The sequence below is a fragment of the Streptomyces sp. HUAS MG56 genome, assembly GCF_058673395.1.
In genome coordinates this window covers 1,450,244-1,472,194 of record NZ_CM178722.1, presented here as the reverse complement: position 1 = coordinate 1,472,194, position 21,951 = coordinate 1,450,244, and the positions used below count along the sequence as shown (strand labels likewise).

General features: G+C 71.8%; 19 protein-coding genes and 1 pseudogene. 6 read left to right on the top strand and 14 right to left on the bottom strand.

Annotated elements, in window-relative coordinates; genetic code table 11:
• Positions 1–10: 10 nt before the first annotated feature.
• From hypF to AC4OXY_RS07280, 3 genes are read right to left on the bottom strand one after another with little or no spacing between them, the layout of a single operon-like run.
• Positions 11–2,383 (bottom strand): carbamoyltransferase HypF, encoded by a 2,373-nt coding sequence (gene hypF / locus AC4OXY_RS07290; RefSeq protein ID WP_491993483.1) that lies wholly within the window; start codon positions 2,381–2,383, stop codon positions 11–13.
• Entirely contained in the window at positions 2,380–3,129 is a 750-nt protein-coding gene (gene hypB, locus AC4OXY_RS07285) for a hydrogenase nickel incorporation protein HypB (protein WP_356033146.1), read from the bottom strand. Before hypB ends, hypF begins: the two co-directional genes overlap by 4 nt.
• 3 nt (positions 3,130–3,132) lie before the next feature.
• Positions 3,133–3,531, bottom strand: coding sequence for a hydrogenase maturation nickel metallochaperone HypA/HybF (locus AC4OXY_RS07280; RefSeq protein WP_491993482.1), 399 nt, complete (start codon positions 3,529–3,531; stop codon positions 3,133–3,135).
• A gap of 86 nt (positions 3,532–3,617) precedes the next feature.
• Here AC4OXY_RS07280 and AC4OXY_RS07275 point away from each other — a divergent pair, with 86 nt between their 5' ends.
• The gene (locus AC4OXY_RS07275; RefSeq protein ID WP_356033141.1) at positions 3,618–4,031 is read left to right on the top strand and encodes a helix-turn-helix transcriptional regulator; all 414 of its coding nucleotides are present in this window, start codon (positions 3,618–3,620) and stop codon (positions 4,029–4,031) included.
• Here the strand turns inward: AC4OXY_RS07275 and AC4OXY_RS07270 are convergent.
• From AC4OXY_RS07270 to AC4OXY_RS07225, 10 genes and pseudogenes are all read right to left on the bottom strand, one after another.
• Positions 4,007–4,123: a DUF6893 family small protein gene (locus AC4OXY_RS07270; protein WP_376288257.1), complete on the bottom strand. Its 117-nt coding sequence runs from the start codon at positions 4,121–4,123 to the stop codon at positions 4,007–4,009. The genes AC4OXY_RS07275 and AC4OXY_RS07270 overlap by 25 nt on opposite strands.
• Before the next feature lie 3 nt (positions 4,124–4,126).
• A complete protein-coding gene (locus tag AC4OXY_RS07265) occupies positions 4,127–4,678 on the bottom strand; it encodes a hydrogenase maturation protease (RefSeq protein ID WP_491993481.1) in 552 nt (183 codons plus the stop codon).
• Complete coding sequence (locus AC4OXY_RS07260) at positions 4,675–6,084, bottom strand: hypothetical protein (protein WP_491993480.1); 1,410 nt, start codon at positions 6,082–6,084, stop codon at positions 4,675–4,677. The genes AC4OXY_RS07265 and AC4OXY_RS07260 overlap by 4 nt, the downstream gene beginning before the upstream one ends.
• A complete protein-coding gene (locus tag AC4OXY_RS07255) occupies positions 6,081–6,728 on the bottom strand; it encodes a DUF6084 family protein (RefSeq protein WP_356033133.1) in 648 nt (215 codons plus the stop codon). The genes AC4OXY_RS07260 and AC4OXY_RS07255 overlap by 4 nt, the downstream gene beginning before the upstream one ends.
• Positions 6,725–7,354 (bottom strand): DUF5947 family protein, encoded by a 630-nt coding sequence (locus tag AC4OXY_RS07250; RefSeq protein WP_356033130.1) that lies wholly within the window; start codon positions 7,352–7,354, stop codon positions 6,725–6,727. The genes AC4OXY_RS07255 and AC4OXY_RS07250 overlap by 4 nt, the downstream gene beginning before the upstream one ends.
• Positions 7,351–8,262, bottom strand: coding sequence for a NifU-related iron-sulfur-binding protein (locus AC4OXY_RS07245; protein WP_491993479.1), 912 nt, complete (start codon positions 8,260–8,262; stop codon positions 7,351–7,353). Before AC4OXY_RS07245 ends, AC4OXY_RS07250 begins: the two co-directional genes overlap by 4 nt.
• A gap of 35 nt (positions 8,263–8,297) precedes the next feature.
• Entirely contained in the window at positions 8,298–10,079 is a 1,782-nt protein-coding gene (locus tag AC4OXY_RS07240; RefSeq protein ID WP_376288261.1) for a nickel-dependent hydrogenase large subunit, read from the bottom strand.
• Between the two features lie 19 nt (positions 10,080–10,098).
• A complete protein-coding gene (locus AC4OXY_RS07235; RefSeq protein WP_376288262.1) occupies positions 10,099–11,181 on the bottom strand; it encodes an NADH-quinone oxidoreductase subunit B family protein in 1,083 nt (360 codons plus the stop codon).
• Between the two features lie 127 nt (positions 11,182–11,308).
• Positions 11,309–11,683, bottom strand: a pseudogene (locus AC4OXY_RS07230) (alpha/beta fold hydrolase); the annotation flags it as partial.
• A gap of 129 nt (positions 11,684–11,812) precedes the next feature.
• Entirely contained in the window at positions 11,813–13,282 is a 1,470-nt protein-coding gene (locus AC4OXY_RS07225) for an MFS transporter (RefSeq protein ID WP_356033221.1), read from the bottom strand.
• 297 nt (positions 13,283–13,579) lie between these two features.
• Here AC4OXY_RS07225 and AC4OXY_RS07220 point away from each other — a divergent pair, with 297 nt between their 5' ends.
• From AC4OXY_RS07220 to AC4OXY_RS07205, 4 genes are all read left to right on the top strand, one after another.
• Complete coding sequence (locus AC4OXY_RS07220) at positions 13,580–14,422, top strand: MBL fold metallo-hydrolase (RefSeq protein WP_356033119.1); 843 nt, start codon at positions 13,580–13,582, stop codon at positions 14,420–14,422.
• A gap of 113 nt (positions 14,423–14,535) precedes the next feature.
• Entirely contained in the window at positions 14,536–15,096 is a 561-nt protein-coding gene (locus AC4OXY_RS07215) for a nitroreductase family protein (protein WP_376288263.1), read from the top strand.
• A gap of 188 nt (positions 15,097–15,284) precedes the next feature.
• Positions 15,285–16,346 (top strand): PI-PLC domain-containing protein, encoded by a 1,062-nt coding sequence (locus AC4OXY_RS07210; RefSeq protein WP_402068168.1) that lies wholly within the window; start codon positions 15,285–15,287, stop codon positions 16,344–16,346.
• Positions 16,339–19,005 carry a lectin gene (locus AC4OXY_RS07205; protein WP_491993478.1) on the top strand — a complete coding sequence of 889 codons (2,667 nt, stop codon included), beginning with the start codon at positions 16,339–16,341 and terminating at the stop codon, positions 19,003–19,005. Before AC4OXY_RS07210 ends, AC4OXY_RS07205 begins: the two co-directional genes overlap by 8 nt.
• Before the next feature lie 10 nt (positions 19,006–19,015).
• Here the strand turns inward: AC4OXY_RS07205 and AC4OXY_RS07200 are convergent, their stop codons facing one another.
• Positions 19,016–20,446 carry a M14 family zinc carboxypeptidase gene (locus tag AC4OXY_RS07200; protein WP_356033109.1) on the bottom strand — a complete coding sequence of 477 codons (1,431 nt, stop codon included), beginning with the start codon at positions 20,444–20,446 and terminating at the stop codon, positions 19,016–19,018.
• A gap of 398 nt (positions 20,447–20,844) precedes the next feature.
• Between AC4OXY_RS07200 and AC4OXY_RS07195 the strand changes: the two genes are divergently transcribed.
• Positions 20,845–21,804, top strand: a complete 960-nt coding sequence (locus AC4OXY_RS07195) for a hypothetical protein (protein ID WP_491993477.1) — start codon at positions 20,845–20,847, stop codon at positions 21,802–21,804.
• The last annotated feature ends 147 nt before the right edge of the window (positions 21,805–21,951 follow it).

Sequence of the window (21,951 nt, the reverse complement as noted above, 5' to 3'; positions counted from 1 at the left end):
GATGAGCTCCTCACGTTCCGGTCCGGGCGGCGACGATCAACTGCCCCAGGGCAAGGCCGCCGTCGTTGGGGGGCACCTTGTGGTGTGCGAGGACGGCGAACCCGTCCCGTTCCAGTGCGCCGCGGCAGCCCGAGGCGAGCAGGGTGTTGCAGAACACCCCGCCGGACAGGGCCACCGTGCCGACTCCCGTACGCTGCCGGACCGCGCGGCACATGTCGAGGACGAGTGCGACGACGGCCTCGTGGAACCGGCGGGCTATCCGCCCCGCCGGGATCCCGGCGAGCACCTCCGCGGCCACGGCGGCCAGCACCGGTCCGGCATCGGCCACCAACGGGGCGCCGGGGGCGTCGGATTCGGGCCGCAGCGCGAACCGGTACGCCGGGCCGTCGCCCGCCGCGTCGCCGGGTTCTGCCAGCGCCGCGCACTCCAGCTCCATCGCGGCCTGCGCCTCGTAGGCGACCCGGTGGCAGACACCCGTCAGCGAGGACACCGCGTCGAACAGGCGGCCCATGCTGGACGTGGGAACGCAGTTGAAGCCGCGCGCCAACTGCCGCTCCAGCAGCGCTCGTTCGCCGGGCGTGGTGACGCGGACGCTCGGCAGCTCCGGGCTCCACGGCAGCCCCGCGGCCCACAGGTGGGACAGGGCCATCCGGTAGGGGTTGCGTACGGCCGCGTCGCCGCCGGGCAGTGGCACACGGCGCAGGTGGGCGAGGCGCCGGTACCCGTCGTAGTCGGCGAGCAGCACCTCGCCGCCCCAGACGGTGCCGTCGTCGCCGTAGCCGGTTCCGTCGAAGGCCACCCCGATCACCGGCGCGGAGCCGTCGAGGCCGTGCTCGGCCATGGCCGAGGCGATGTGCGCGTGGTGGTGCTGCACGCGGGCGACCGGCAGCCCGCGCTCGTGTCCCGCGCGCACGGCCCACTGGGCGGACCGGTAGCCGGGGTGCAGGTCGGCCACCAGCAGCCGGGGCGCGACGGAGGTCAGGTCCGCCAGGTGGGCCGTGGCGCGCTCGAACGCGGTCAGGGTGGCCAGGTCGTCCATGTCGCCGACGTGCGCGGACAGCCAGGCGTACCGGTCGTCGCCCACGCAGAAGGTGTTCTTCAGGTCGCCGCCGACGGCGAGCGCCGGCACGACCGGCGCGGGCAGGGCGACGGGGAAGGGGGCGTAGCCGCGGGAGCGGCGCACGGGCAGTTCCGCGCCGTCGCAGACACGGACCACGGAGTCGTCGCACGGCACGTGGATGGGCCGGTCGTGCAACAGCCAGGCGTCCGCCAGCCCCTCCAGCCGGCGCAGTGCGTCCGCGTCGTCGGTGACGATCGGCTCGCCGGCCCGGTTGCCGCTGGTCAGCACGAGCACGCGGGGTCCGGGCGGGTCGCCGGGCAGGCCCAGCAGCAGCCGGTGCAGCGGCGAGTACGGCAGCATCACCCCGAGGTCGGGGCTGCCGGGGGCGACGTCCGCGGTCACGTCGCCCGGTGCCGGTGCGCGGCGGCGCAGCAGGACGATCGGTTTGCGCGGGCCGAGCAGCAGGGCGCGTTCGGCGTTGCCGACGTGGGCGACGCGCTCGACCGTCGCCATGCCGTCGGCCAGGACGGCGAACGGCTTCGAGCCGCGGTTCTTGCGCTTGCGCAGGGTGCGTACGGCCAGCCGGTCCGACGCGTCGCAGGCCAGGTGGTAGCCGCCGATTCCCTTCACGGCGACGACGGCCCCGGCCGCCAGCATCCGGCGGGCCTCGGCGAGCGCCTCGCCGTCCCGGGCGACCCCGGGTGCGTCCGGCGCGCCGGGCAGGGTGTGGGCGGTGCCCGGCGCGTGCAGCAGGGCGAGCCGGGGACCGCAGCGCGGGCAGGCGATCGGCTGGGCGTGGAAGCGCCGGTCGGCGGGGTCGCCGTACTCGCGGGCGCAGTCCGGGCAGAGCGGGAAGCCGGCCATGGTCGTGGTGACCCGGTCGTACGGCAGCCCGGTGATGATCGTGAAGCGGGGACCGCAGTGGGTGCAGGTGATGAACGGGTGCCGGTGCCGGCGGTCGCCCGGGTCGGCGAGTTCGGACAGGCAGGCGTCGCAGGTCGCGGTGTCCGGCGAGACGAGGGTGCGCCCGGGGCCGCCGCCGGAGGGGCGGATGGCGAAGCCGGTGTCGTGGTCGAGGGGGACGGCGTGGTGCTCGACGGACTCGACCACGGCGAGCGGCGGTGCCCGGGTGCCGATCTCCGCGCAGAACGCCTCGACGGCGGCCACCGGCCCTTCGACCTCGGTGTCCACGCCGCCGGCGTCGTTGGCGACCCAGCCGGTGAGACCGTGCTCGGCCGCGAGCGCGTGGACGAACGGACGGAAGCCGACGCCCTGGACGACACCGCGCACGGTGACGTGCCGACGCGCGCGTGCCGTGGTCATGGCGCCGATCCCGGTACGGGCGCCGTGCTCGGCGCGTGTCGGTGCGGCAGGCCCTCGTGCTGCCGCGCGAGCACCGGCGTGTGCGGCGCCCGGCCGTCGGCGCAGGCCATGACATGGGCGAGCAGGCCGTCGACGCCGGCCCCGGTGCGGGCCGAGGTCTCGAAGACGGGGACGTGCGGGTTGACCTGCCGGAGCCCGGCGAGGAAACCGGCCCGGTCGAAGCCGACGGCGTCCGAGAGGTCGCCCTTGGTGACGACGACGACCTGCGCCAGCCCGAACGCGGCCGGATACTTCAGCGGCTTGTCCTCGCCCTCGGTGACCGACACCAGCACGATCCGCAGGCTCTCCCCGAGGTCGTAGGAGGCGGGGCAGACGAGGTTGCCGACGTTCTCCACGAACAGCAGCCGGGTGCCCTCGGGCAGCCAGGGCTCCAGCCGGGCCTGGAGCATCCCGGCCTCCAGATGGCACAGGCCGTCGGTGAGGATCTGCCGGACGGGGGCACGGGAGCGGGCCAGCCGCCGGGCGTCGTTCTCCGTGGCGAGGTCGGCGGTGACGGCCGCGACCCGTGTGCCCCGCGCGAGGGCACGGGTGAGCAGGAGCTCCAGCAGCTCGGTCTTGCCGCTGCCGGGACTGGACATCAGGTTGACGGCGATCGTGCCGTGCCGGTCGAGATAGCGGCGGAGCGCGGCGGCGTTCTCGTCGTTCCTCGCGAGCACGGCCCGGTGCAGCTCGACCGAGCGGCACATGGGCTACCTCCGGGTGGGGGAGCGCTCCTTGTCCGAGGCGGCAGGGGCGTCGGGGGCCGGTTCGGGGCCGGGGTCCGTGACCAGCCGGACGATCTCCAGCTCACGGCCGGAGAGCAGGACGAGCGGTCGGGCGCACGCCTCGCACCAGAGCACCGGGGGCATCCCGGTGGGCCCCTCACGGCCACAGCCGTCACAGCGGGCTCGTCCTTCAACAGTGTCGATCAGCAGCTCGGCGCCCGCCAGCGCGGTGCCCTCGGCGGCCACCGCGAAGGAGAACTCCAGCGCCTCGGGGACGACCGCGGCCAGCTCACCGATCCGCAGCGTCACCGACCGCACGACGTCCCCGCCCGCCAGCGGACGCACCTCGTCGACGACGGCCGTGGCGATCGACAGCTCGTGCATGTCCGTTCCCTCCTGACCTCCTGTTTCTCCCGCGCCCTGGCTCTCGGATGGGGCGCGTGAGGCGGATTGGCTAGGCTGAGAGAGCGATGAACCCGTACGAGGCCGAACGCCGCACGCTGCTCACGCCCGTTCTGCTGCTGTTGCTGGCCGAGCGCCGGGGACACGGCTACGAACTGGTGCGCAGACTGGTCGACATGGGCTGGCCGGACGCGGAGTCGGCACATGTCTACCGCGTGCTGCGGGGGCTGGAGACCGGCGGCGCGGTGACCTCGCACTGGGACGCCTCGGACCACGGACCGGCCCGGCGCGTGTACGCGCTGACCCATCAGGGCGCGATGGAACTGGCCCTGTGGTTCGTGCGACTGGGCGAGCTGCACGGCATCCTCCATGTCTTCCTGGAGCGCTACGTCCAGCTGGCGGATGCCACCGCCACCGCCTCCGGTGACGACCGGCCGTCGGCACCCCTGCCCACCGCTCACATGCGTCGCATACGCAAATAGCGGGTGATGTCCGCCAGGTTCCGCACCATCTCGTAGGCGAGCACCAGACCGACCGCGAGGCCCGTCCAGGCCAGACCCGGGTGTTCGTTCATGGGTCAACTCCTCGTCGCTGTGTGTGCCGCCCGTCGCGCCAGATCCGCGACGAGATCGGCGGCGCGGTGCACCGCTGCCGCCACCGGCGGGGTGAGCCCGATGCCGTCGCCCGCGTCGCCGGGCTCGCAGCCGACGACGTAGAGGTGGTCCGGCAGGGTGCCGCCCATGGCGGCGTGCAGGTTCCGTGTCAGCCGCAGTACGGCGGCCGGATCCATCGCGTGGCCGTCCAGCGGGCCGGGACCGCCGCCGGTCTCCGGGCCGTCGTCGTACTCCGCCGGCCGGCCCGCGTCGATCGTGTAGAGCGTGCCGGGAGGGCCGTCCCGGTGCACGGCGTCCACCAGGACGAGCGTGCCCCAGCCGTCCAGCAGCCGGTAGGCCAGGTGCAGCCCGCGGATGCCCACGTCCATCAGCTCCGTTCCCGGCGGCAGCGCCCCCGGGCCGCGGCGGGCCAGGTGCTGGACGGTCTCCACCCCGAACCCGTCGTCCCGCCGGAAGACATTGCCGATGCCGGCCACGAGCACGGCCGGGCGGCTCGGCGCGGGTGCCCTGGTCATGGTTCCTCCCCGGTGGCGGTGAGCGGCCTGACCTCGTCGGGCCGGAAGTACAGGAACCGGCCCTGGGCGCGGCGCAGATCGGTTCCGGGGTCGTCGGCCAGGACCACCGCGAGGTGCGTCTCGCCGTCCAGATCGGTCACCACGGCCTCGACGGTGGCGTGCCGCCCGCGCATGAAGGCGTCCTGTGCGTCCGTCCGGCGGGCTCCCGGGGCGAGCACGACGAGGCTGCCGGCGCCGACGAGGACGCCGTCGACGACCACCGACGCGACCGCCTCCGCGGCCTCCGGGTCCGCCTGCGGGTCCCACCAGGGGTGCCCGGTCCCGCCGGGCAGCTCCGGCCCGGGCTCGGGGGCGGGTTGCGCCGTGCCGTCGCGCAGCTCGCGGATCGTGCCGTGCAGCCGGTCGCGTACGGCCGGGGGCATGCTGTCGACGAGGTCGATGACCTCGGCGGCGCGCGGATCGGTCCCCCGCGCCTCGCGTTTCTCCCGGTCGGTGAGGGCCGCCGTGCGCAGGGAGAGGATCTCGTCGATCTCCGTGCCGTCGTAGAGCGGCCCCGCGCTCTCCTCGGCCAGCGAGGGATGGTCCTCCAGGATGATCGGCGCCGACAGGACGACGTCGTCCGTGTCGTCGGCGCCCGCCAGGACGGGCCAGGTGTGGTCGTTGTGGCACGCGGCGACCTCGGCGCGGGCCCACTCCGGCGGGTCGGTCATCGACAGGAAGTGACCGCCCGGCGCGGAGAGCAGCAGATGGGTGCCGATCATGGCGTGCGCGAGGGCGGCGGAGCGTCCGGTCTCGGCCGGGGGAACGGCCGTGGTGTTGCGCACCGCGAGGGTGAGCCGCAGGACCCGGTAGGGGCCGGGCAGTTCCTCCAGGACCGGGGCCAGGGTGCCGGTGACGCGCGCGGTCCGGCGCACGAGCCGGCCCACGGTCCGTCCGGCGGCGTCCGTCACCGGTTCCCGGCTCGTGGCGGCGGGCAGGTCGAACTCCACGTCCAGGTCCTCGCCCTCCGGGGGCGGCACACGGACGGGCAGATGGATACGGATGCGTTCCTCCTCGCCCTCGTCCCACGGCACGACGATGCGGTCCGGCAGCTCCAGTTCGGACACCTCGACGGCGCTGCCGTCGGCGGCGAGGCGCTGGACGGTGCGCCGCCGGACCCGCAGGAAGCGCAGCTCGACATCCACCTTCGGCGCGCCGCGCGGCTCCAGCAGGCACTCGGTCCGCAGCGCGCAGGTCTCGCCCGGCGCGGTCAGGGCGGGCGGGTACAGGACCCCGAACTGCCAGCGCAGCCGGTTCTTCGCCGCCGACGCGCGGTACGGGTAGAGCACATAGCCCTCGTAGAGCACCGCGTCGGCCACCGCGCGCGCGTGGGCGAGCGTGTCCTCGGTGTGCCGGGCACCGGTCACGGCGCTCGCCCCCCGTGCGCCTCGGCGGCCGTGAGAAGCTCGGTGAAGACCTGCTCCCAGGACGGCAGGGCATGCCGGGACCGGTAGCGGCGCAGCTCCTCCAGACAGTCGTTGCGTACGCGAATCCAGCCGGTGCCGGGAAAATACGCTTCGATCATGTCCCGCCAGACCTGCACCGGCATCCGGAACGTGGACTCCTTGTGCCAGGGGATGGGCTCGGCGCGGAATCCCTGGCGCCCGGTGAACACGGTGCCGGAATACAGCAGCAGGAGCGGTATCTCGCCCTTGGTGAGCGCCCGGAAGTACGACGCGGAGGCCACCTCCGTGTCGTAGGTGCAGGGCACGGGCATGTCGACCTCGGTCACCCCGGTGAAGGCCGGCACGGTGAGGGACACGTGCGCGAACTGGAGGGGTTTGAGCGTGGTGCTCCAGCGTCCCGGTTCGCCGAACAGGTCGGCGAGCATGTCGACCTCCTCCGGTTCGTAGGTGCGGTGGCCGGGCTCGATACGGATCTGGCAGCGCAGGGCGACGGCGTGCACCGGCTGATGGTCGCTCTCCTCGATCCGCAGTCCGAACAGCAGCGTGGGACCCGTGCCGTACGCCTCCGGCCGTACGCCCGTGCAGCTGAACTCAAGGTCGGTCATGGCGTGTCCCCGGGGCCGAGGGGGCGGGCGGCGGCCCGGACGCGCTCGAAGAACGCCGCGAGGTCGGCGCGTGCCTCGGAGCCGCCGTCGAACCCCTTCCAGTGCAGGCGCATCCGGCCGACCAGTTCGTAGCAGACGTCCACCGGGACCAGCGCGCACAGGCCGGGCCCGGAGCCGTCCGCCCGCTGGACGAGGAGGGCCTCGACGTCGGGTTCGAGCAGTGCGGTCAGCCGGGTGCGGCCGAGGACCTCGTCCCAGGTCCGCGGGTCGAGCTCGCTCTCGGTCGCACCCGCCGGGCTGGGGTAGAAGGCGCACAGCCGGTCCAGCGCGGAGTTGCGGAAGAAGAAGGCGAGCCCGACGGGTATCTGGAGCCGGGCGCGGTCCTGTTCGTCCAACTGGAAGGCGGGGTCGACCAGATAGCGGGCCGGTACGGCCCGGAACCGGCCGCCGCCCGCCCCGGGCCGGTCCAGCAGCAGATGGCAGGAGGGGCAGACGCACTTGAGGGAGCGCAGCCGGGTGTCGACCAGGTGCCGGTGCTCGGCGGGCAGCGGCTCGCCGCACAGCTCGCACCGTTCGCCCGGCGGCGGGGGCCGGCGGGCGAACTGCCGCAGGACGTCGGTGGTCATGGCACCGCCTCCGGACGCTCGGGCAGCGCGACGCGCACCGCGCCGTCCTCCTGCAACAGGGGGAGCGGGTCGAGGTGCCCGTCGGCTCCGACGCCCGCGTGCCGTACGTCGTAGTCGGTGCCGCAGCCGGCGCAGCGCAGCAGGTCTCCGACGAGCACGGCATCACCGAGCCGGGCACCGCACACCGGACAGTGGTCGCGGTAGGCGTACAGCCCGCCCGGCAGCCGCACGAGCAGCAGGCGGGCGTCGTCCACCTGCGCCGTGACCAGGGTCTCCTCCCTGCGCGGGAGCCGGTCGGCGACGACGGTGTGCCAGTGCGCGGGGCCGGGCGCCGCACCGTCGGCGGCGCGTGGGCCGGGCGCGTCGTCGGGCGGACGGGGCAGGATCTGCAGCAGCGGCGGTCCGGAGTCGGCGGTGGCGCCGGCGCTCTCGACGTCGATGCGGACGATCTCGGGGGCGAGCCGGGCGACGGCCTCCTCGATCGTCCAGCGCACGGTCTGGGCCGACGACGGACAGCCGTCGCAGCTGCCGCGCAGCCGCAGCCGGAGGACCGGCCCGTCGTCGGCCGCGACGTCGAGCCCGGTGACCTCGACGTCGCCCGCGTGCGAGCCGAGGTAGGGGCGGACCCGGTTCAGGGCCCGCTCGACCCGGGTCAGGGTGTCGTCCGGATGCAGGTCGTGGAGGATCAGCAGATCGGCGACGAGTTCGTCGGCGACGAGGACGGCGACCGGGTCCGCGCCGGGCGGGGCGTTGCGCAGCAGCCGCACCGCGCGGGTGAGCCCTTCGCCGTAGAACTCGACCAGTGTGCGCACCAGTTCATCGGCCCTGGCGCGGACCTCGGGGTCGGCCGTGCGTCCGAGTTCGTCGAGGAGGGCGGCGATCCTCCCGCCCACGTCCGGTCCGGCCATCGACGGGCCCTCCTCTCACGCGGGGTCAGGCCGGATCAGGCGGACAGCCCGCTCAGGCCGGTGGGCAGGTGCGTGTGCTCGACGGTCCGCCCGCCGCCGACGTACATGTGCACACCGCACGGCAGACAGGGGTCGAAGCTGCGCACGGCGCGCATGATGTCGATGCCCTTGAAGGTCTCCGGCGGGTTCTCCTCGAAGATCGGCGTGTTCTGCACCGCGTCCTCGTACGGACCCGGGGTGCCGTAGGTGTCGCGGACACTGGCGTTCCACGGGGTGGGCGGGTACGGGTGGTAGTTGGCGATCTTGCCGTCGCGGATGACCATGTGGTGGCTCAGCACTCCGCGGACGGCCTCGGTGAAGCCGCAGCCGATCGACTCGTCCGGCACGTCGAACTTCTCCCAGGTCTGGGTGTGCCCGGCCCGGACCTCGGCCATCGCCTGCTCGGCGAAGTGCAGTGCCGCGGCGGCCGCGTACGCCTGGAAGTAGGTGCGTGCGCGGTTGCGTTCGATGGCGTTGCTCCACTTCGGGATGTGCCACTCCAGGGTGGTCTCCGGCTTGGTCATGGTGCGCGGCAGACGGATCTGGACGCTGTCTCCGGTGGCCTTCACATATCCGATGTCGACCAGCCCGGACAGGGCCGTGGACCACAGCCGGGCGATGGGACCGCCACCGGTGTCCAGGGCGAGGTGGTGCGTGCCGTCGAACCAGCGCGGGGACATCACCCAGCTGTACTTGTCCTCGAAGTCGCGTTTCTGCGGGGCGGGGATGGTGTGCTGGTTCCAGGGGTGGCGTTCGTCGACCTCGTTGCCGAGCGGGTCGTACTCGACGAACTTCTCCATCCCGGCCCAGTCCTCGTAGTACGAGGAGCCCAGCAGGATGCGGATGCCGAGGTTGATGTCGACGAGGTCGTTGGTGATCAGCTTGCCGTCGACGATGACGCCCGGGGTGACGAACATGTGCCGGCCCCAGTCGGACATCCGGGCGTAGCTGAAGTCGCAGTGCTCCGGATCGTTCAGCGCGCCCCAGCAGCCCAGCAGCACCCGTCGCCGGCCGACGTCCTCGTACCCGGGCAGCGCCTCGTAGAAGAAGTCGAAGAGGTCGTCGTGCAGCGGGACGACGCGCTTCATGAACTCCACGTAGCGGGTGAGCCGGGTGAGGTAGTCCGTGAAGAGCTGCACCGTGGCGACGGTGCCGACGCCGCCCGGGTAGAGCGTGGAGGGATGCACATGGCGGCCCTCCATCAGACAGAACATCTCCCGTGTGTAGCGGCTGACTTGGAGCGCCTCGCGGTAGAACTCGCCCTCCAGCGGGTTCAGCGAGCGCATGATGTCGGCGATGGTGCGGTAGCCGTGCTCGGCGGCGTGCGGGGCCTCGGTGCGCTCGGCCAGTTCCAGCACGCCCGGGTTGGTCTCCCGGACCATCTTCTCGCAGTAGTCGACCCCGACCAGGTTCTCCTGGAAGATGTTGTGGTCGAACATGTACTCCGCGGCCTCGCCGAGGTTGATGATCCACTCGCCCAGGTGCGGGGGTACGACGCCGTACGCCATGTTCTGCGTGTACACCGAGCACGTGGCGTGGTTGTCGCCGCAGATGCCGCAGATGCGGCTGGTGATGAAGTGTGCGTCCCGCGGGTCCTTGCCGCGCATGAAGACGCTGTAGCCGCGGAAGACCGAGGAGGTGCTGTAGCACTCGGCGACCCGCTTGGCCTTGAAGTCGATCTTCGTGTGGATGCCCAGGCTGCCCACGATGCGGGTGATGGGGTCCCAGGACATCTCCACCAGGCTGCCACCGGCCGACTTGTCCTTCACCGTCGCCATGATGCCGCTCCGATTCCCGTCACCACGGCGCTCGGTAGCCCGTGGTGAGCTTCTCGCCCTTGGTCCGCCACTTCGGTTCCCGGTCCACGGTGTGCTCCGTGAAGTGCCGCAGCCGCCGTACGACCGAGCCGTAGACCGTGCTGGCCGTCGACGAGATGTGCGCCCCGGGCGGCTCGTCCATGAACGGCATGAACTTGTCCGGGAAGCCGGGCATCGTGCAGGCGATGCAGATGCCGCCGACGTTCGGGCAGCCGCCCACGCCGTTGATCCAGCCGCGCTTGGGCACGTTGCACTTCACCACCGGGCCCCAGCACCCCAGCTTCACGAGGCACTGCGGCGAGCCGTACTCCTCGGCGAACTGCCCCTGCTCGTAGTAGCCGGCCCGGTCGCAGCCCTCGTGCACGGTGGCGCTGAACAGCCAGGTCGGCCGCAGCTCCGCGTCCAGCGGGATCATGGGCGCGGCCCCGGCGGCCTGGTACAGCAGGTAGAGCAGTGTCTCGGAGGCGTTGTCCGGATGCACCGGGCAGCCCGGGACGCACACGATCGGGATGCCCGCCTGGGACTTCCAGTCCCAGCCGAGATAGTCGGGCACCCCCATGGCGCCGGTGGGGTTGCCCGCCATCGCGTGGATGCCGCCGTACGTCGCGCAGGTGCCCATGGCCACCACGGCGAGTGCCCTCGGGGTGAGCCGGTCGAGCCACTCGCTGGTGGTGATCGGCTGGCCGGTCTCCGGATCGTCGCCGAAGCCGCACCAGTAACCCTCGGGTTTGACCCGCTCGTTCGGGATGGACCCCTCCACGACCAGCACGAACGGGTCGATCTCGCCCCGCTCGCCCTTGAAGAACCAGTCGACGAAATTGTCCGCCCCCTGTGCCGGACCGCACTCGAAGTCGATCAACGGCCAGTGCACCGCCACCTTCGGCAGGCCGGGCAGTGCTCCGAGCGCGAGTTCCTCGATGCTCGGCTGGCTCGCGGCGGTCAGGGAGACCGAGTCCCCGTCGCAGCTCAGACCGGCGTTGATCCAGAGTATGTGTACGGTCGGTTCGTCCCGCTGATCAACAGAGGCGGCCGGATCGGCCACGGTGTCGGTCGAGGCATTCATGAACCCTCCTCGAATCCGCGCAGGGCAACGGGGTGGTCCGAAACAACCCCTTTTCGGTGTAGCACCGTCGGCAGCCCGCGGGTAAGTGCGATCCGGCCCTACCGGTACGGCCGCCCGATCCGGAGGGTCAGGGGACGAGGACGCGTGCGAGGAAGTCGCGGATGTGTCCGGTGATGGACTCCAGGTGGCTCTCCAGGGCGAAGTGCCCGGAGTCGAGCAGATGGATCTCGGCATCGGGCAGGTCCTGGCGGAACGCCTCCGCGCCCGCGGGGCCGACGATCTCGTCGCCTGCTCCCCAGACCGCCGGCAGTGGCACTCCGGAGTCGCGGAAGTACTGGTGGACCTGCGGGTAGAGGTCCAGGTTGGTGGGATAGTCGCGGAACAGCCCGAGCTGGATCTCGTCGTTGCCGGGGCGGTCCAGCAGTGCCTGGTCGTGGACCCGGTTGTCGGGGCTGACGAGGCTGGGGTCGGGGACGCCGTTGACGTACTGCCAGCGGTCGGCGAGCGCCGGGATCGGCCCGTGGAACATGTGCGAGCTGGTCGGGAAGCCGTGGAGGAGCACGACCACGGCGCAATGTAACCTGTCAAGGCTTCTTTTAGGGGTTAGGGTGGCCGGTGGGTGCGGCAGGTCTCAGGGTCGGCCGGGTGTCCGGTCGCGTCGCCAGTCGTACGCGGCGAGGGCCAGGGAGGCCGCCATGCCGACGAGGGCGGCGCCGATCGCGGTGAAGAGGGCGGTGGGGTAGTGGCCGCTCCTGCCGAGCGTGACGTAGAAGAGACCGGGCAGGGCGGCGGTGCCGACCGCGGCGCCGAGTCGCTGTCCGGTCTGCAGGGCGCCGCCGGCGGCACCGGCCATGTGCACGGGGACGTCCCGCAGGGTCATGGTGATGTTGGGGGAGACCACGAAACCGCTGCCGACGCCGCCGAGGAACAGCAGGGGAGCGGCGGCCCAGGGCGCGGTGCCGAGGGGCGCGTAGCGCAGCAGGAGCGCGGTGCCGCCCAGGCCGACGAGCACGCCCGTGAGGCCGCAGACGGTGAGCGTGCGGCCGAACCGCTCCACGAGCCGGCCGGCGATCACGGCGGCGCTCGCCGACCCGACGGCGAAGGGAGTGACGGCAAGGCCGGAGCGGAGCGGGGAGTAGCCCAGGCCGTGCTGGTAGAAGAGCGCGAAGACCAGCCAGACACCGCTGAATCCGATGAAGTACAGCGTGCCGACGCAGGCACCGATGGCGTAGCCGCGCACGGTGCTGAACAGGCGCGGGTCGAGCAGCGGCTGCGCGCCCCGGGCGACGAGCCGGCGCTGCCACTGCGTGAAGACCGCGAGGAGGACGACGCCGACGGGGAAGAGCCACCACAGCCGGCCGAGACCGCCCGAGTCGGCCTGGACCAGGGGATACATGAGCGCCAGGACACCGAGGCCGAGGAGCACGACCCCGGGCAGGTCCACACGGCCCCGCCGCCGGCCGCCCCCTCGGCCCGAGCGGAGGGCGCGGGGCAGCAGACGGCGGGCCAGGAGGACGGCGACGACGCCGATGGGGACATTGACGTAGAAGATCCAGCGCCAGCCCTGCGCACCGGAGGCCAGGGCGAGGATGGCGCCGCCGGTCAGCGGGCCGACGGCGGAGGAGATGCCGACGGTCGCGCCGAAGAAGCCGAAGGCACGGCCGCGTTCGGCGCCGCGGAACAGCTGCTGGATCAGCGCCGAGTTCTGCGGCGCCATGAACCCGGCCGCCAGCCCCTGCGCGAGCCGGGCCACGACCAGCAGCGTGATGTCGGGGGCCGCTCCACAGGCCGCGCTGAAAACCACGAAGCCGCTGAGGGCCAGCAGGAAGATACGGCGGCGGTCCAGCGCGTCGCCGAGCCGCCCGGCGGTGACGAGGGCGAGGGCGAAGCTGAGGGCGTAGCCGGAGACGACCCACTGCACCTGGGCGGCGGAGGCGTGCAGGTCACGCTGGATGGTGGGCAGCGCGACCGCCACGATGGTCACGTCCAGCAGGCTCATGAAGCCGGCGACCAGGGTGACCCACAGGGCCCGCCACCGCTGCGGGTCCGGCTGGTATCCGGGCTCCTGAGGTCCCGCCCGGCGGCCGCCCGCCGCCGGCATCGACGCCGTCACAAGGGCTCCTCTCCCCGGGTGCGCACCCGGACGGAGCACGTTCCCCACCAGCGCACAGGCACACACCACAGCCTGCAACCGGAACCCTCCCCGGAGCAGGTCCGGAGGCCATGGAGGGGCCCTGCCGGGTGCCCCGCCGGAGAGCCGTCACACCAGGGTCACGCCGGGTCGCCGGCCGGGCGCGGTGCGAAGAGGAACGTTTGAGTACGCCCGTGGCGGCCATCACCTCCCACGCGACACCACATCTCTGGTCCGCCCGGCCGACGTTCTGCTGAGATGTGGGGCATGAGCTTCTCCGCTGACGGCGGTACGCCGGTCACGCCCGGCCCTGCGGGCCCGGTCCGGCAGAACCCGCACCAACTGCCGCACCGCCCCGGTCACTGGTACGAGCTGCATGAGGTGGACCAGGGCGTCGTACGGATCACCGAACCGCATGCCGACAAGCTGCTGAGGGCCAACCTGTGGTGGCTGCGCGGAACCGACCGTGACATCGTCGTGGACGCCGGTCTCGGCGTGGCGGCCCTGCGCCGGGAGATTCCGGGGCTGTTCGAGCGGGACCCGCTGGTGATCCTCACCCACGCCCACCTGGACCACGTCGGCGGAGCCCACGAGTTCCGGGAGCGGGCCGCGCACGTCGCCGCCGCCGAGGTGCTGGCGAAAGGGGTCCCGGCGAGCCTGTACGGGGCCGAACTCTACGAGAAACTCGGCCTCGACACGGACGGCCAAGCCGTACCGGACCTCCTGATCGACGCGCTGCCGTACGCCGCGTACGACCCGAGGAGCTACGACCCCGGTCCGACGACGGTCACCCACCTGCTCCGGGGCGGAGACACCGTCGACGTGGGCGGCCGGACGCTGACCGTCCTCCACCTGCCCGGTCACACGCCCGGATGCATCGCGCTTCTCGAAGAACGCACCGGCGCGCTGTACTCCGGCGACGTGATCTACAACGGCGACCTCATCGACGACCTCCCCGAGTCGGACCGCTCGTGCTACCGGCGCAGCCTGCAACACCTCACCGACCTCGACGTCTCCGTCGTCCACCCGGGCCACGGCCGCAGCTTCGGGCCCGACCGGCTGCGCGAGCTGACGAAGGGATACCTGCGCGGAACGGAGGCGATCGGATGACCGACCGCTGTACGCCGCCGCGCGCGATGACGACGGTGCGGCCGTCCTGGCGCGCGCCCTGACCTCCGCCGACGTGGGGAATACGGCCGCAGGCCGGCTGGTTGCACCCCGGCATGCGACGCGATCACGAACCGCCCGCCGGCATCCATCCTCTGCTGGCCGGACGGTTCAGCCCCTACCGGTTCGACCCGTCGGCCGCCGTGGACGACGACTGCCTGGGGCTGCTGCTGGAAGCCGCGCGGTGGGCGCCGTCCGCCGGCAACTCCCAGCCCTGGGGTTTCTTCACGAGCCGGCCCGGTGAGCCGGAGCACGAGCGGGTGGTGCGTCACCTCGCGCCCAGCTCGGCCCGGTGGGCGACGGACGCGGGCCTGCTCGTCGTCACCCTGACGCACCGCCACGTCGACGAGACACAGCTGCTCTACTCCGAGTTCGCGGACTACGACCTCGGCCAGGCCATCGCCCACATGACCGTCCAGGCCCAGGCGATGGGGCTGGCGGCCCATCAGTTCCGCGCGTTCGACCTGGAAGGCCTCACCAAGGAACTGAGCCCGAACCCGGGATGGGCGATCGTCTCCATGATCGCGCTGGGGAAGGCGGCCGAAGCGCCGCCGGAGCTCCGCGTCCGGCGCAGCGTCGCAGATCTGCTGTCCGCTCCCTGGACTCCGTCGGAGTAAGCCCTGCCTGAGCAGCCCTGCTTGAGCAGCCGTGCCGGAGCAGTGCGGAGGAGCGCCGTCTCGCGCAACACCCGTAACGGTTCCGGGATGTTGGGAAAGCGGTTACCGAGGCGTAGCGAATGGACGTCCGGCACCCCTAGGCTCTGCGCGACCACCACCGAGCACTGCCAGAGGGGATTGGCATGCACATGATTAGCCGAAGAGTGCGGGCCCTGTTGTTGGCCGTCTCGGCTCTGCTGCTCGCCGCGACGACGATGCCGGCCGCGCACGCCGCCGACCTTGGCGGGGCGACGCTGGCCGAGGTGTCCGGCACCGGCATCCACAACACGTACAACGACAAGTCGGCGTACACCTACCTCGCCGACGCCCTGGACACCGGCACCTCCCTGGTGGAACTGGACACCTGGGCCAACGTGTTCACCGGCAAGTGGAACGTGAGCCACAGCAACCCGCTGGGCAGCGACAACAACTGTGTCAAGGCGAATACGGCGGCCGACCTCCACACGGGCGACCGCAACCAGAACCTGGACAGCTGCCTCGACGACATCCGGATCTGGCTGCAGGCCCACCCCGCAGGCCACCCGCTCATGGTCAAGATCGAGATGAAGAACGGGTTCGACAACACCCTCGGAATGAACCCGACCTCGTTCGACGCCTACGTCAAGGCACACCTCGGCAGTACCCTCTACACCCCCGCCGACCTGCTGACCAAGAGCGACGGCAGCCGCTACCCCGACCTCGACACGGCCGCCCGCGCGAACAACTGGGCCGCGAACGCCGCCCTGAGCGGCAAGGCGGTCGTCGAGATCATCCCGGGCACCTTCGAGCAGGCCGTCGACCCCGCCTCCACCTGGGTGGACGTCGTCTACGCCCAGCACCTCAAGGACCTGGCCGCCGCCGGGACCATCGACCGGGCCGCCGTCTTCCCCAGCGTGCTCGGCGCACAGGCGGTGGACCCGCGCACCCGCTACAGCGACAGCACCCTGCGCCCCTGGTTCGTGGTCTTCGACGCGGACGCGGCCGCCTGGGTCGGCGACGGCGACACCCAGTGGTACGACGCCAACCACTATCTGACGGTCGTCACCGACGCCTACGACGTGTCGCCCGCCCTCAGCTCGTCCGACCCCTCCCTGGCCGACGCCCAGGCCCGGGTGGCCGAACTCGCCGCCGACGGTGCCTCGTACATCTCCACCGACTGGATCACCGCCCCGGCGAACGGCGTGCTCGGCGAGGTGCTCACCCGTGGCTGACGCCCCGAACTCCCGCACGCTGCTGCGGGTCCTGGCGGCCGGTGCGACGGCACTCGCCTTCGCCCTGCCCGGCCAGCTCGCCCCGTCGGCAGGGGCCGCGACGGCCGTCTCCGACCCCGTGCCGCTGGTCAATCCCTACATCGGCACCGGCTCCAACAGCGACTTCAGCGCCGGGAACACCTTTCCCGGCGCCGACGTCCCGCACGGCATGATCCAGTGGTCCCCGGACACCACCTCGCGGCCCAAGGGCGGCGGTTACAACTACGCCGACTCCGCCGTCTCCGGCTTCAGCCTCACCCATGTCTCCGGCGTCGGCTGCGACGCGGCCGGGGATCTGCCCATCCTCCCCGTGGCCGGCTCGATCGGCTCCGACCCCGGCTCCACGACGGAGTCGTTCTCCCACGCGAACGAGACGGCGTCACCCGGCTCCTACTCCGTCTCCCTCGGCAACGGCACCGGCGTGGCTCTCACCACGACCACGCACGCGGGGATCGGCCGGTTCACCTTCCCCGCCTCCACCCAGGCCGGCCTGCTCCTCAAACTGAACGGCACGCAGACCCCGTACGCCTCCTCGACGCTGAACGTGACCGGCGACGGCACGGTGACCGGCTCGGTGACCAGCACCGGCTTCTGCGAGGCCGCCAATCCCTTCACGGTCTACTTCGCCCTCACCTTCGACCACCCCTTCGCCGCCGCCGGCTACAGCGGCGGCGAGTACCTCACCTTCGACACCACGAGCAGCCGGACGGTCGAGGCCCGGGTCGGCATCTCCTACACGTCGACGGCCGAGGCGGCCGCCAACCGGGACGCGGAGGTCACCGGCAAGAGCTTCGCCGACGTGAAGTCCGCCGCGACGACGGCGTGGCGCGACGAACTGTCGAAGATCACGGTGAGCGGCGGCACCGGCGACCAGCAGCACGTCTTCTACACCGCCCTCTACCACGCCTCCCTCTTCCCCAGCGTGGTCAGCGACGCCGACGGCTCCTACCGTGGCTACGACGGCGCCGTGCACACCGTGACCAGCGGCCACGCCGCCCAGTACACCGACTTCTCCAACTGGGACACCTACCGTTCGGGTGCCCAACTCACCGCGCTGCTCGACCCCAAGGCCGCCTCCGACATGGCGCAGTCGATCGTCAACGACTACCAGCAGGGCGGCACGCTCACCAAGTGGGGCATGAACACCGGTGAGACCCACATCATGGTCGGCGATCCGGCCGTGCCCGTGCTGGCCGACTACTACGCCTTCGGCGCACGCGACTTCGACACCGCCACGGCCCTGTCCGCCATGATCAAGGAACAGACCGCCGACACCGACGTCACCCCCGGTGTGACCTACCTGGACTCGTTCGGCTATCTGCCCACCAACTCGCTGTACGGCTGCTGCCACGAGTACGCCACCACCTCCACCCAACTGGAGTACGACACGGACGACTTCGCCCTGTCGGCGTTCGCGGGCGCACTCGGCGACAGCGCGAACCGGAAGAAGTTCCAGGACCGGGCACAGGACTGGCAGAACATCTTCAACACGTCGTCCGGCTACATCCAGCCACGGCACTCCAACGGCCGCTGGATGGACGGGTTCAACGCCAAGCTGATCACCGGTACGTCGAGCAACGACTTCGCCGAGGGCGACGCCTTCACCTACACCCCGATGATCCCCTTCAACATCGCCAAGCTGGCGTCCCTGGAGGGCGGCACCTCGTCCCTGGCGTCGTACCTGGACAGCGTGCTCAGCGGCTACCAGGGCCTGGGCAGTGTGATCGGCATCCAGTCCAACATGGGCAACGAGCCCAGCATCGGGCTGCCGTGGGAGTACGACTGGGTCGGCGAGCCGTACAAGACGCAGTCCACCGTGCGCGCCGTCCAGGACCAGCTGTGGACCGACGCCGCCGGCGGTGAGCCCGGCAACGACGACCTCGGCGAGATGAGCGCCTGGTACGTCTGGTCAGCGCTCGGTCTCTACCCGGAGACTCCGGGCACCGCCGACCTGGCCCTCGGCAGCCCTCTGTTCACCTCGGCCGTGGTCACGGCGGGCGGGCACACGCTGACCGTCAACGCCCCGGCGGCGTCGGACAGTTCGCCGTACGTCCAGGCCCTGACGCTCAACGGCAGTGCGTGGAACAAGGCCTACGTGCCGGCCTCCTCGCTCGGCTCGTCCGCCGAGCTGGACTTCACCCTCTCCTCGACCGCCGACACCGGGTGGGCGTCGGACCCCTCGGCCGCACCGCCCTCCTACGACGGCACCCCGGGCACCGGCGTGGCCCAGCCCGCCGGCCCGGTCACCGAGACGGCCACCGGCAAGTGCGTCGACGACGCCGGGGCCGGGACGTCGAACGGCACGGCCGTCCAGATCTACACCTGCAACGGCAGCGACGCCCAGACCTGGAAGGTCGTCCCCGACGGCACCCTCCAGGTGCTGAACGACTGCATGGACGTCACCGACGGCGCGACGACCTCCGGCGCGAAGATCCAACTCCACACCTGCAACGGCACCGAGGCCCAGCGATGGCAGTCCGACAGCACGGGCGAACTCGTCAACCCGGTCTCGGGGCTCTGTCTCACCGATGCGAGCAACGGAGCCACGAACAAGACCCGGTTGACCCTCGCCGCATGCACGGGGAGTACCGGCCAGCGCTGGACCCTGCCGTCCTCGTGAGGCGGGTTCTTCAGCGGTGTGCGGCGGACGTGGTGGTGTACGGCGACGCGGCGTGCTGGGCGGCGTACAGGAGCGCCGGTTCCATCTTCGGCCAGAAGTAGCTGTCCTGGCAGGAGAAGGGCGGTGTGAAGCCGTCGCAGCCGACACCGTCGCTGTCGCCGATCTCGATGGTGAAGCTGGCGAGGCCGAGCTTGTCGTACGTCCAGTCGTCGGTCCCGCCCGAGGCGTTGTAGAGGATCTCGCCCGCCTGTCCGTACTGGTAGCCGGTCAGCGAGGCCATGTGCGCGGCCAGCGCGCGCAGGGCGGTGTCGTTGCCGGTGTGCACGGTGGAGTCGTACTCCCAGGGGAACAGCACCATGCTCGCGTCGCTGTGCAGGGTGATCATCATGCCCTTGGCGTCCGACGGCGCCGGGGCGGTGTCGCCCGTGCCGGTGCGGACGGCGGGGAACAGTTCGCGGAAGAGGTTCTCCAGAGCGCCGTTCTCCACCTCGGAGTCGGCCGAGGGGCCGTCGTAGGTCTGGTCGCAGGGGGCGCTGGAGGTGCCGGAGGTGTTCCAGTGAGTGTCGGCGTTGCGGTTGAGGTCGACGCCGATCTGGCTGTAGGCGCTCACTCCGCACCGGGAGCCGTGCGCGTCGTCGGCGTTCTTGCGCTGGAGGACGGGGTTGTCGCCGCCCGCCGCGACCATGTCGACGCCGTCGGGGTTGGCGTCGGGCACCACCCACATCTCGGTGGTGTCCATCAACTTGGTGATCGCCGAGTCCTTGCCGTAGCCGCTGGTCAGTGCGTCGATCCAGCGCCACGACATCTCACCGGTCGTCAGTTCGCGGGCGTGGATCTGGCTCATCAGGAAGAAGCGCGGCTTGGCCGAGTTCGGGCTGAGCGCGCAGTCGCCCGCCTGGAGTTTGGTGATGCATATCGCCTTGAGATCGCGGCCGCCGCGTCCGTGCTGTTTGAGCCATGACTGACCGTACGTCACCACCTTGGCGAGATCGGGGTGTTGGGACGCGGTGCTGTCCAGGTGGGAGTACTGCGCGGTGACCGTGTGGTAGCCGCCGTCGAAGGTGTCGCCCGCGGCGGCACGCGTCATCGCGGTGCGGGAGGGGATCGCCTCGGTCAGCGTCGTGGCGATCGCGGGGGTGAAGCCGAGCCGCCGCAGTCCGGCCGCGGTGGAGGCGTCGCCGGAGACGAACAGGGTGCTGCCCTGCCGCTTCTCCAGAAGGTCGTATCCGGAGTCGGCGAGCCGCTCGGCGTCGGCGAGCGGATGGCGCGTGGGCACACGGTAGATGACGACCGTACGGTGCCCGCCGTGGGCACGGCCGGTGCTGGTGGCGCGGCCCGCTGTGGCGTGCGCGCCGGTGCCGGCCTGCGCCACCTGCGGCAGCAGGGCCGCGGCGACGACGACGGCACCGGCGGTCAGGCCCGCCAGGCGTTTGTATGCCATGGAGGTGACCTTTCGTGGGGGATGGTCATCCTCAATATGGCATGTCCATGGTGAGAGTGGTACGGGGTGCGCGGCACTGCCCCGGGTTGGCCTGATCGACCCCCCCGAACCGAGCGGCGGCGCCGACAGCCTCCCGGCAGGCTTCGGCTGGAGCGGCGGTCTGCTGCCGGAGACCGAGCCGACCAGCCTGCGGCAGGACACCCCGGCCGCACCAAACCGCTTCGCCCGCCAGCCCGTCGACCACCAGCTGATCGCCGCGCTCATCGAGGACGGGCGGGCCCGGCAGCTCGGCCGCCACCCGCACGTCCCGGAGGTCACCCCCCTCCTGACGGGGGAGTCGGCGGCAACCAATCCGCCGCGGCCGGCGACTTCACGGCATCAACGAGTCGGAGGCGGACGTGACTTCACGCAGACGCCGCACCGCACGCCGTACCGTCGTCGCCGCGGGCGCCGCCCCGGTCGCGGCGGCCGTCACCGTGCTCGCTCCCGGATCCTGCGCCGGTCGGACTCCGGCCGCCCGCGCGGCGGTGGCGTTCGACGGCGCGGTGGGCCACGGCGCGTCCGCCACCGGGGGAACGGGCGGGACCACCTGCCACGTGACCAACCTGAACGACTCCGACAGCGGTTCGTTCCGGGACGCGGTGAGCGCACCGCACCGCATCGTCGTCTTCGACGCGGGCGGACACATCACCCCGAACTCCGCGGTCTCCGTGGCCGACGACATCACCGTCGAGGGCGACACCGCGCCCGGCCAGGGCATAGGCCCGCGCGGCAGGGAGGTGTCCTTCTCCAACTCCTCGAACGACATCGTGCGTTACGTCCGCTTCAGGGAGGGCACGCTCGACCCGGCGAACGGCAAGGCGAGCCTCGCCCTCGCCAAGGCGAGCGACATCATCTTCGACCATGTGTCGGTCGAGTTCGCCAAGTGGGACGACGTCGACGCCGTCGGCGCCAAGAACATCACCGTGCAGAACCCGATCATCGCCGACCCGATCGGACAGCGGTTCGCCGCGCACACCGAGGGCGGACCGTTCACCTGGTACCACGACGTCTTCGCCGACGCGCACAACCGCAACCCGCTGGCCAAGGCCGACACACAGTTCGTGGGCAACGTCGTCTGCGACTACCAGGGCGGGTGCACGGCCTGGAACTCCGGCGGCACCGTCCAGCACGACGTGGCCGACAACGCCTTCATCGCGGGACCGGTCACCGGGACGCCCTCGAACGCCTACTACCAGATGGCCCACCAGCAGGTCTGGAACAGCGGCAACGTCCTGGACGGCGACGCCGACGGCAGGCTCGGCGGCACGGCGCTCGGCGTCGGCGGGGGCGCCACCGCCCGCTCGGCCCCCTGGTGATCGGCGACGTGACCTCGCACGGCACCCCCGGACGGCTGTGGTCGTCCCAGACCCGGACCGGCCTGGACAACGACGGGTACGGAACCATCACGGGGTAGGCCGCCTCTCTGTCACCGCGTACCGCTCCAGATGGCGGACCGCCTACCA

What these genes read in the sequence shown, in the direction of transcription:
- hypF (WP_491993483.1), bottom strand. Translation starts at nt 2,383, where the DNA reads ATGACCACGGCACGCGCGCGTCGGCACGTCACCGTGCGCGGTGTCGTC.
- hypB (WP_356033146.1), bottom strand. Translation starts at nt 3,129, where the DNA reads ATGTGCCGCTCGGTCGAGCTGCACCGGGCCGTGCTCGCGAGGAACGAC.
- AC4OXY_RS07280 (WP_491993482.1), bottom strand. Translation starts at nt 3,531, where the DNA reads ATGCACGAGCTGTCGATCGCCACGGCCGTCGTCGACGAGGTGCGTCCG.
- AC4OXY_RS07275 (WP_356033141.1), top strand. Translation starts at nt 3,618, where the DNA reads ATGAACCCGTACGAGGCCGAACGCCGCACGCTGCTCACGCCCGTTCTG.
- AC4OXY_RS07270 (WP_376288257.1), bottom strand. Translation starts at nt 4,123, where the DNA reads ATGAACGAACACCCGGGTCTGGCCTGGACGGGCCTCGCGGTCGGTCTG.
- AC4OXY_RS07265 (WP_491993481.1), bottom strand. Translation starts at nt 4,678, where the DNA reads ATGACCAGGGCACCCGCGCCGAGCCGCCCGGCCGTGCTCGTGGCCGGC.
- AC4OXY_RS07255 (WP_356033133.1), bottom strand. Translation starts at nt 6,728, where the DNA reads ATGACCGACCTTGAGTTCAGCTGCACGGGCGTACGGCCGGAGGCGTAC.
- AC4OXY_RS07250 (WP_356033130.1), bottom strand. Translation starts at nt 7,354, where the DNA reads ATGACCACCGACGTCCTGCGGCAGTTCGCCCGCCGGCCCCCGCCGCCG.
- AC4OXY_RS07245 (WP_491993479.1), bottom strand. Translation starts at nt 8,262, where the DNA reads ATGGCCGGACCGGACGTGGGCGGGAGGATCGCCGCCCTCCTCGACGAA.
- AC4OXY_RS07240 (WP_376288261.1), bottom strand. Translation starts at nt 10,079, where the DNA reads ATGGCGACGGTGAAGGACAAGTCGGCCGGTGGCAGCCTGGTGGAGATG.
- AC4OXY_RS07235 (WP_376288262.1), bottom strand. Translation starts at nt 11,181, where the DNA reads ATGAATGCCTCGACCGACACCGTGGCCGATCCGGCCGCCTCTGTTGAT.
- AC4OXY_RS07225 (WP_356033221.1), bottom strand. Translation starts at nt 13,282, where the DNA reads ATGCCGGCGGCGGGCGGCCGCCGGGCGGGACCTCAGGAGCCCGGATAC.
- AC4OXY_RS07220 (WP_356033119.1), top strand. Translation starts at nt 13,580, where the DNA reads ATGAGCTTCTCCGCTGACGGCGGTACGCCGGTCACGCCCGGCCCTGCG.
- AC4OXY_RS07215 (WP_376288263.1), top strand. Translation starts at nt 14,536, where the DNA reads ATGCGACGCGATCACGAACCGCCCGCCGGCATCCATCCTCTGCTGGCC.
- AC4OXY_RS07210 (WP_402068168.1), top strand. Translation starts at nt 15,285, where the DNA reads ATGATTAGCCGAAGAGTGCGGGCCCTGTTGTTGGCCGTCTCGGCTCTG.
- AC4OXY_RS07200 (WP_356033109.1), bottom strand. Translation starts at nt 20,446, where the DNA reads ATGGCATACAAACGCCTGGCGGGCCTGACCGCCGGTGCCGTCGTCGTC.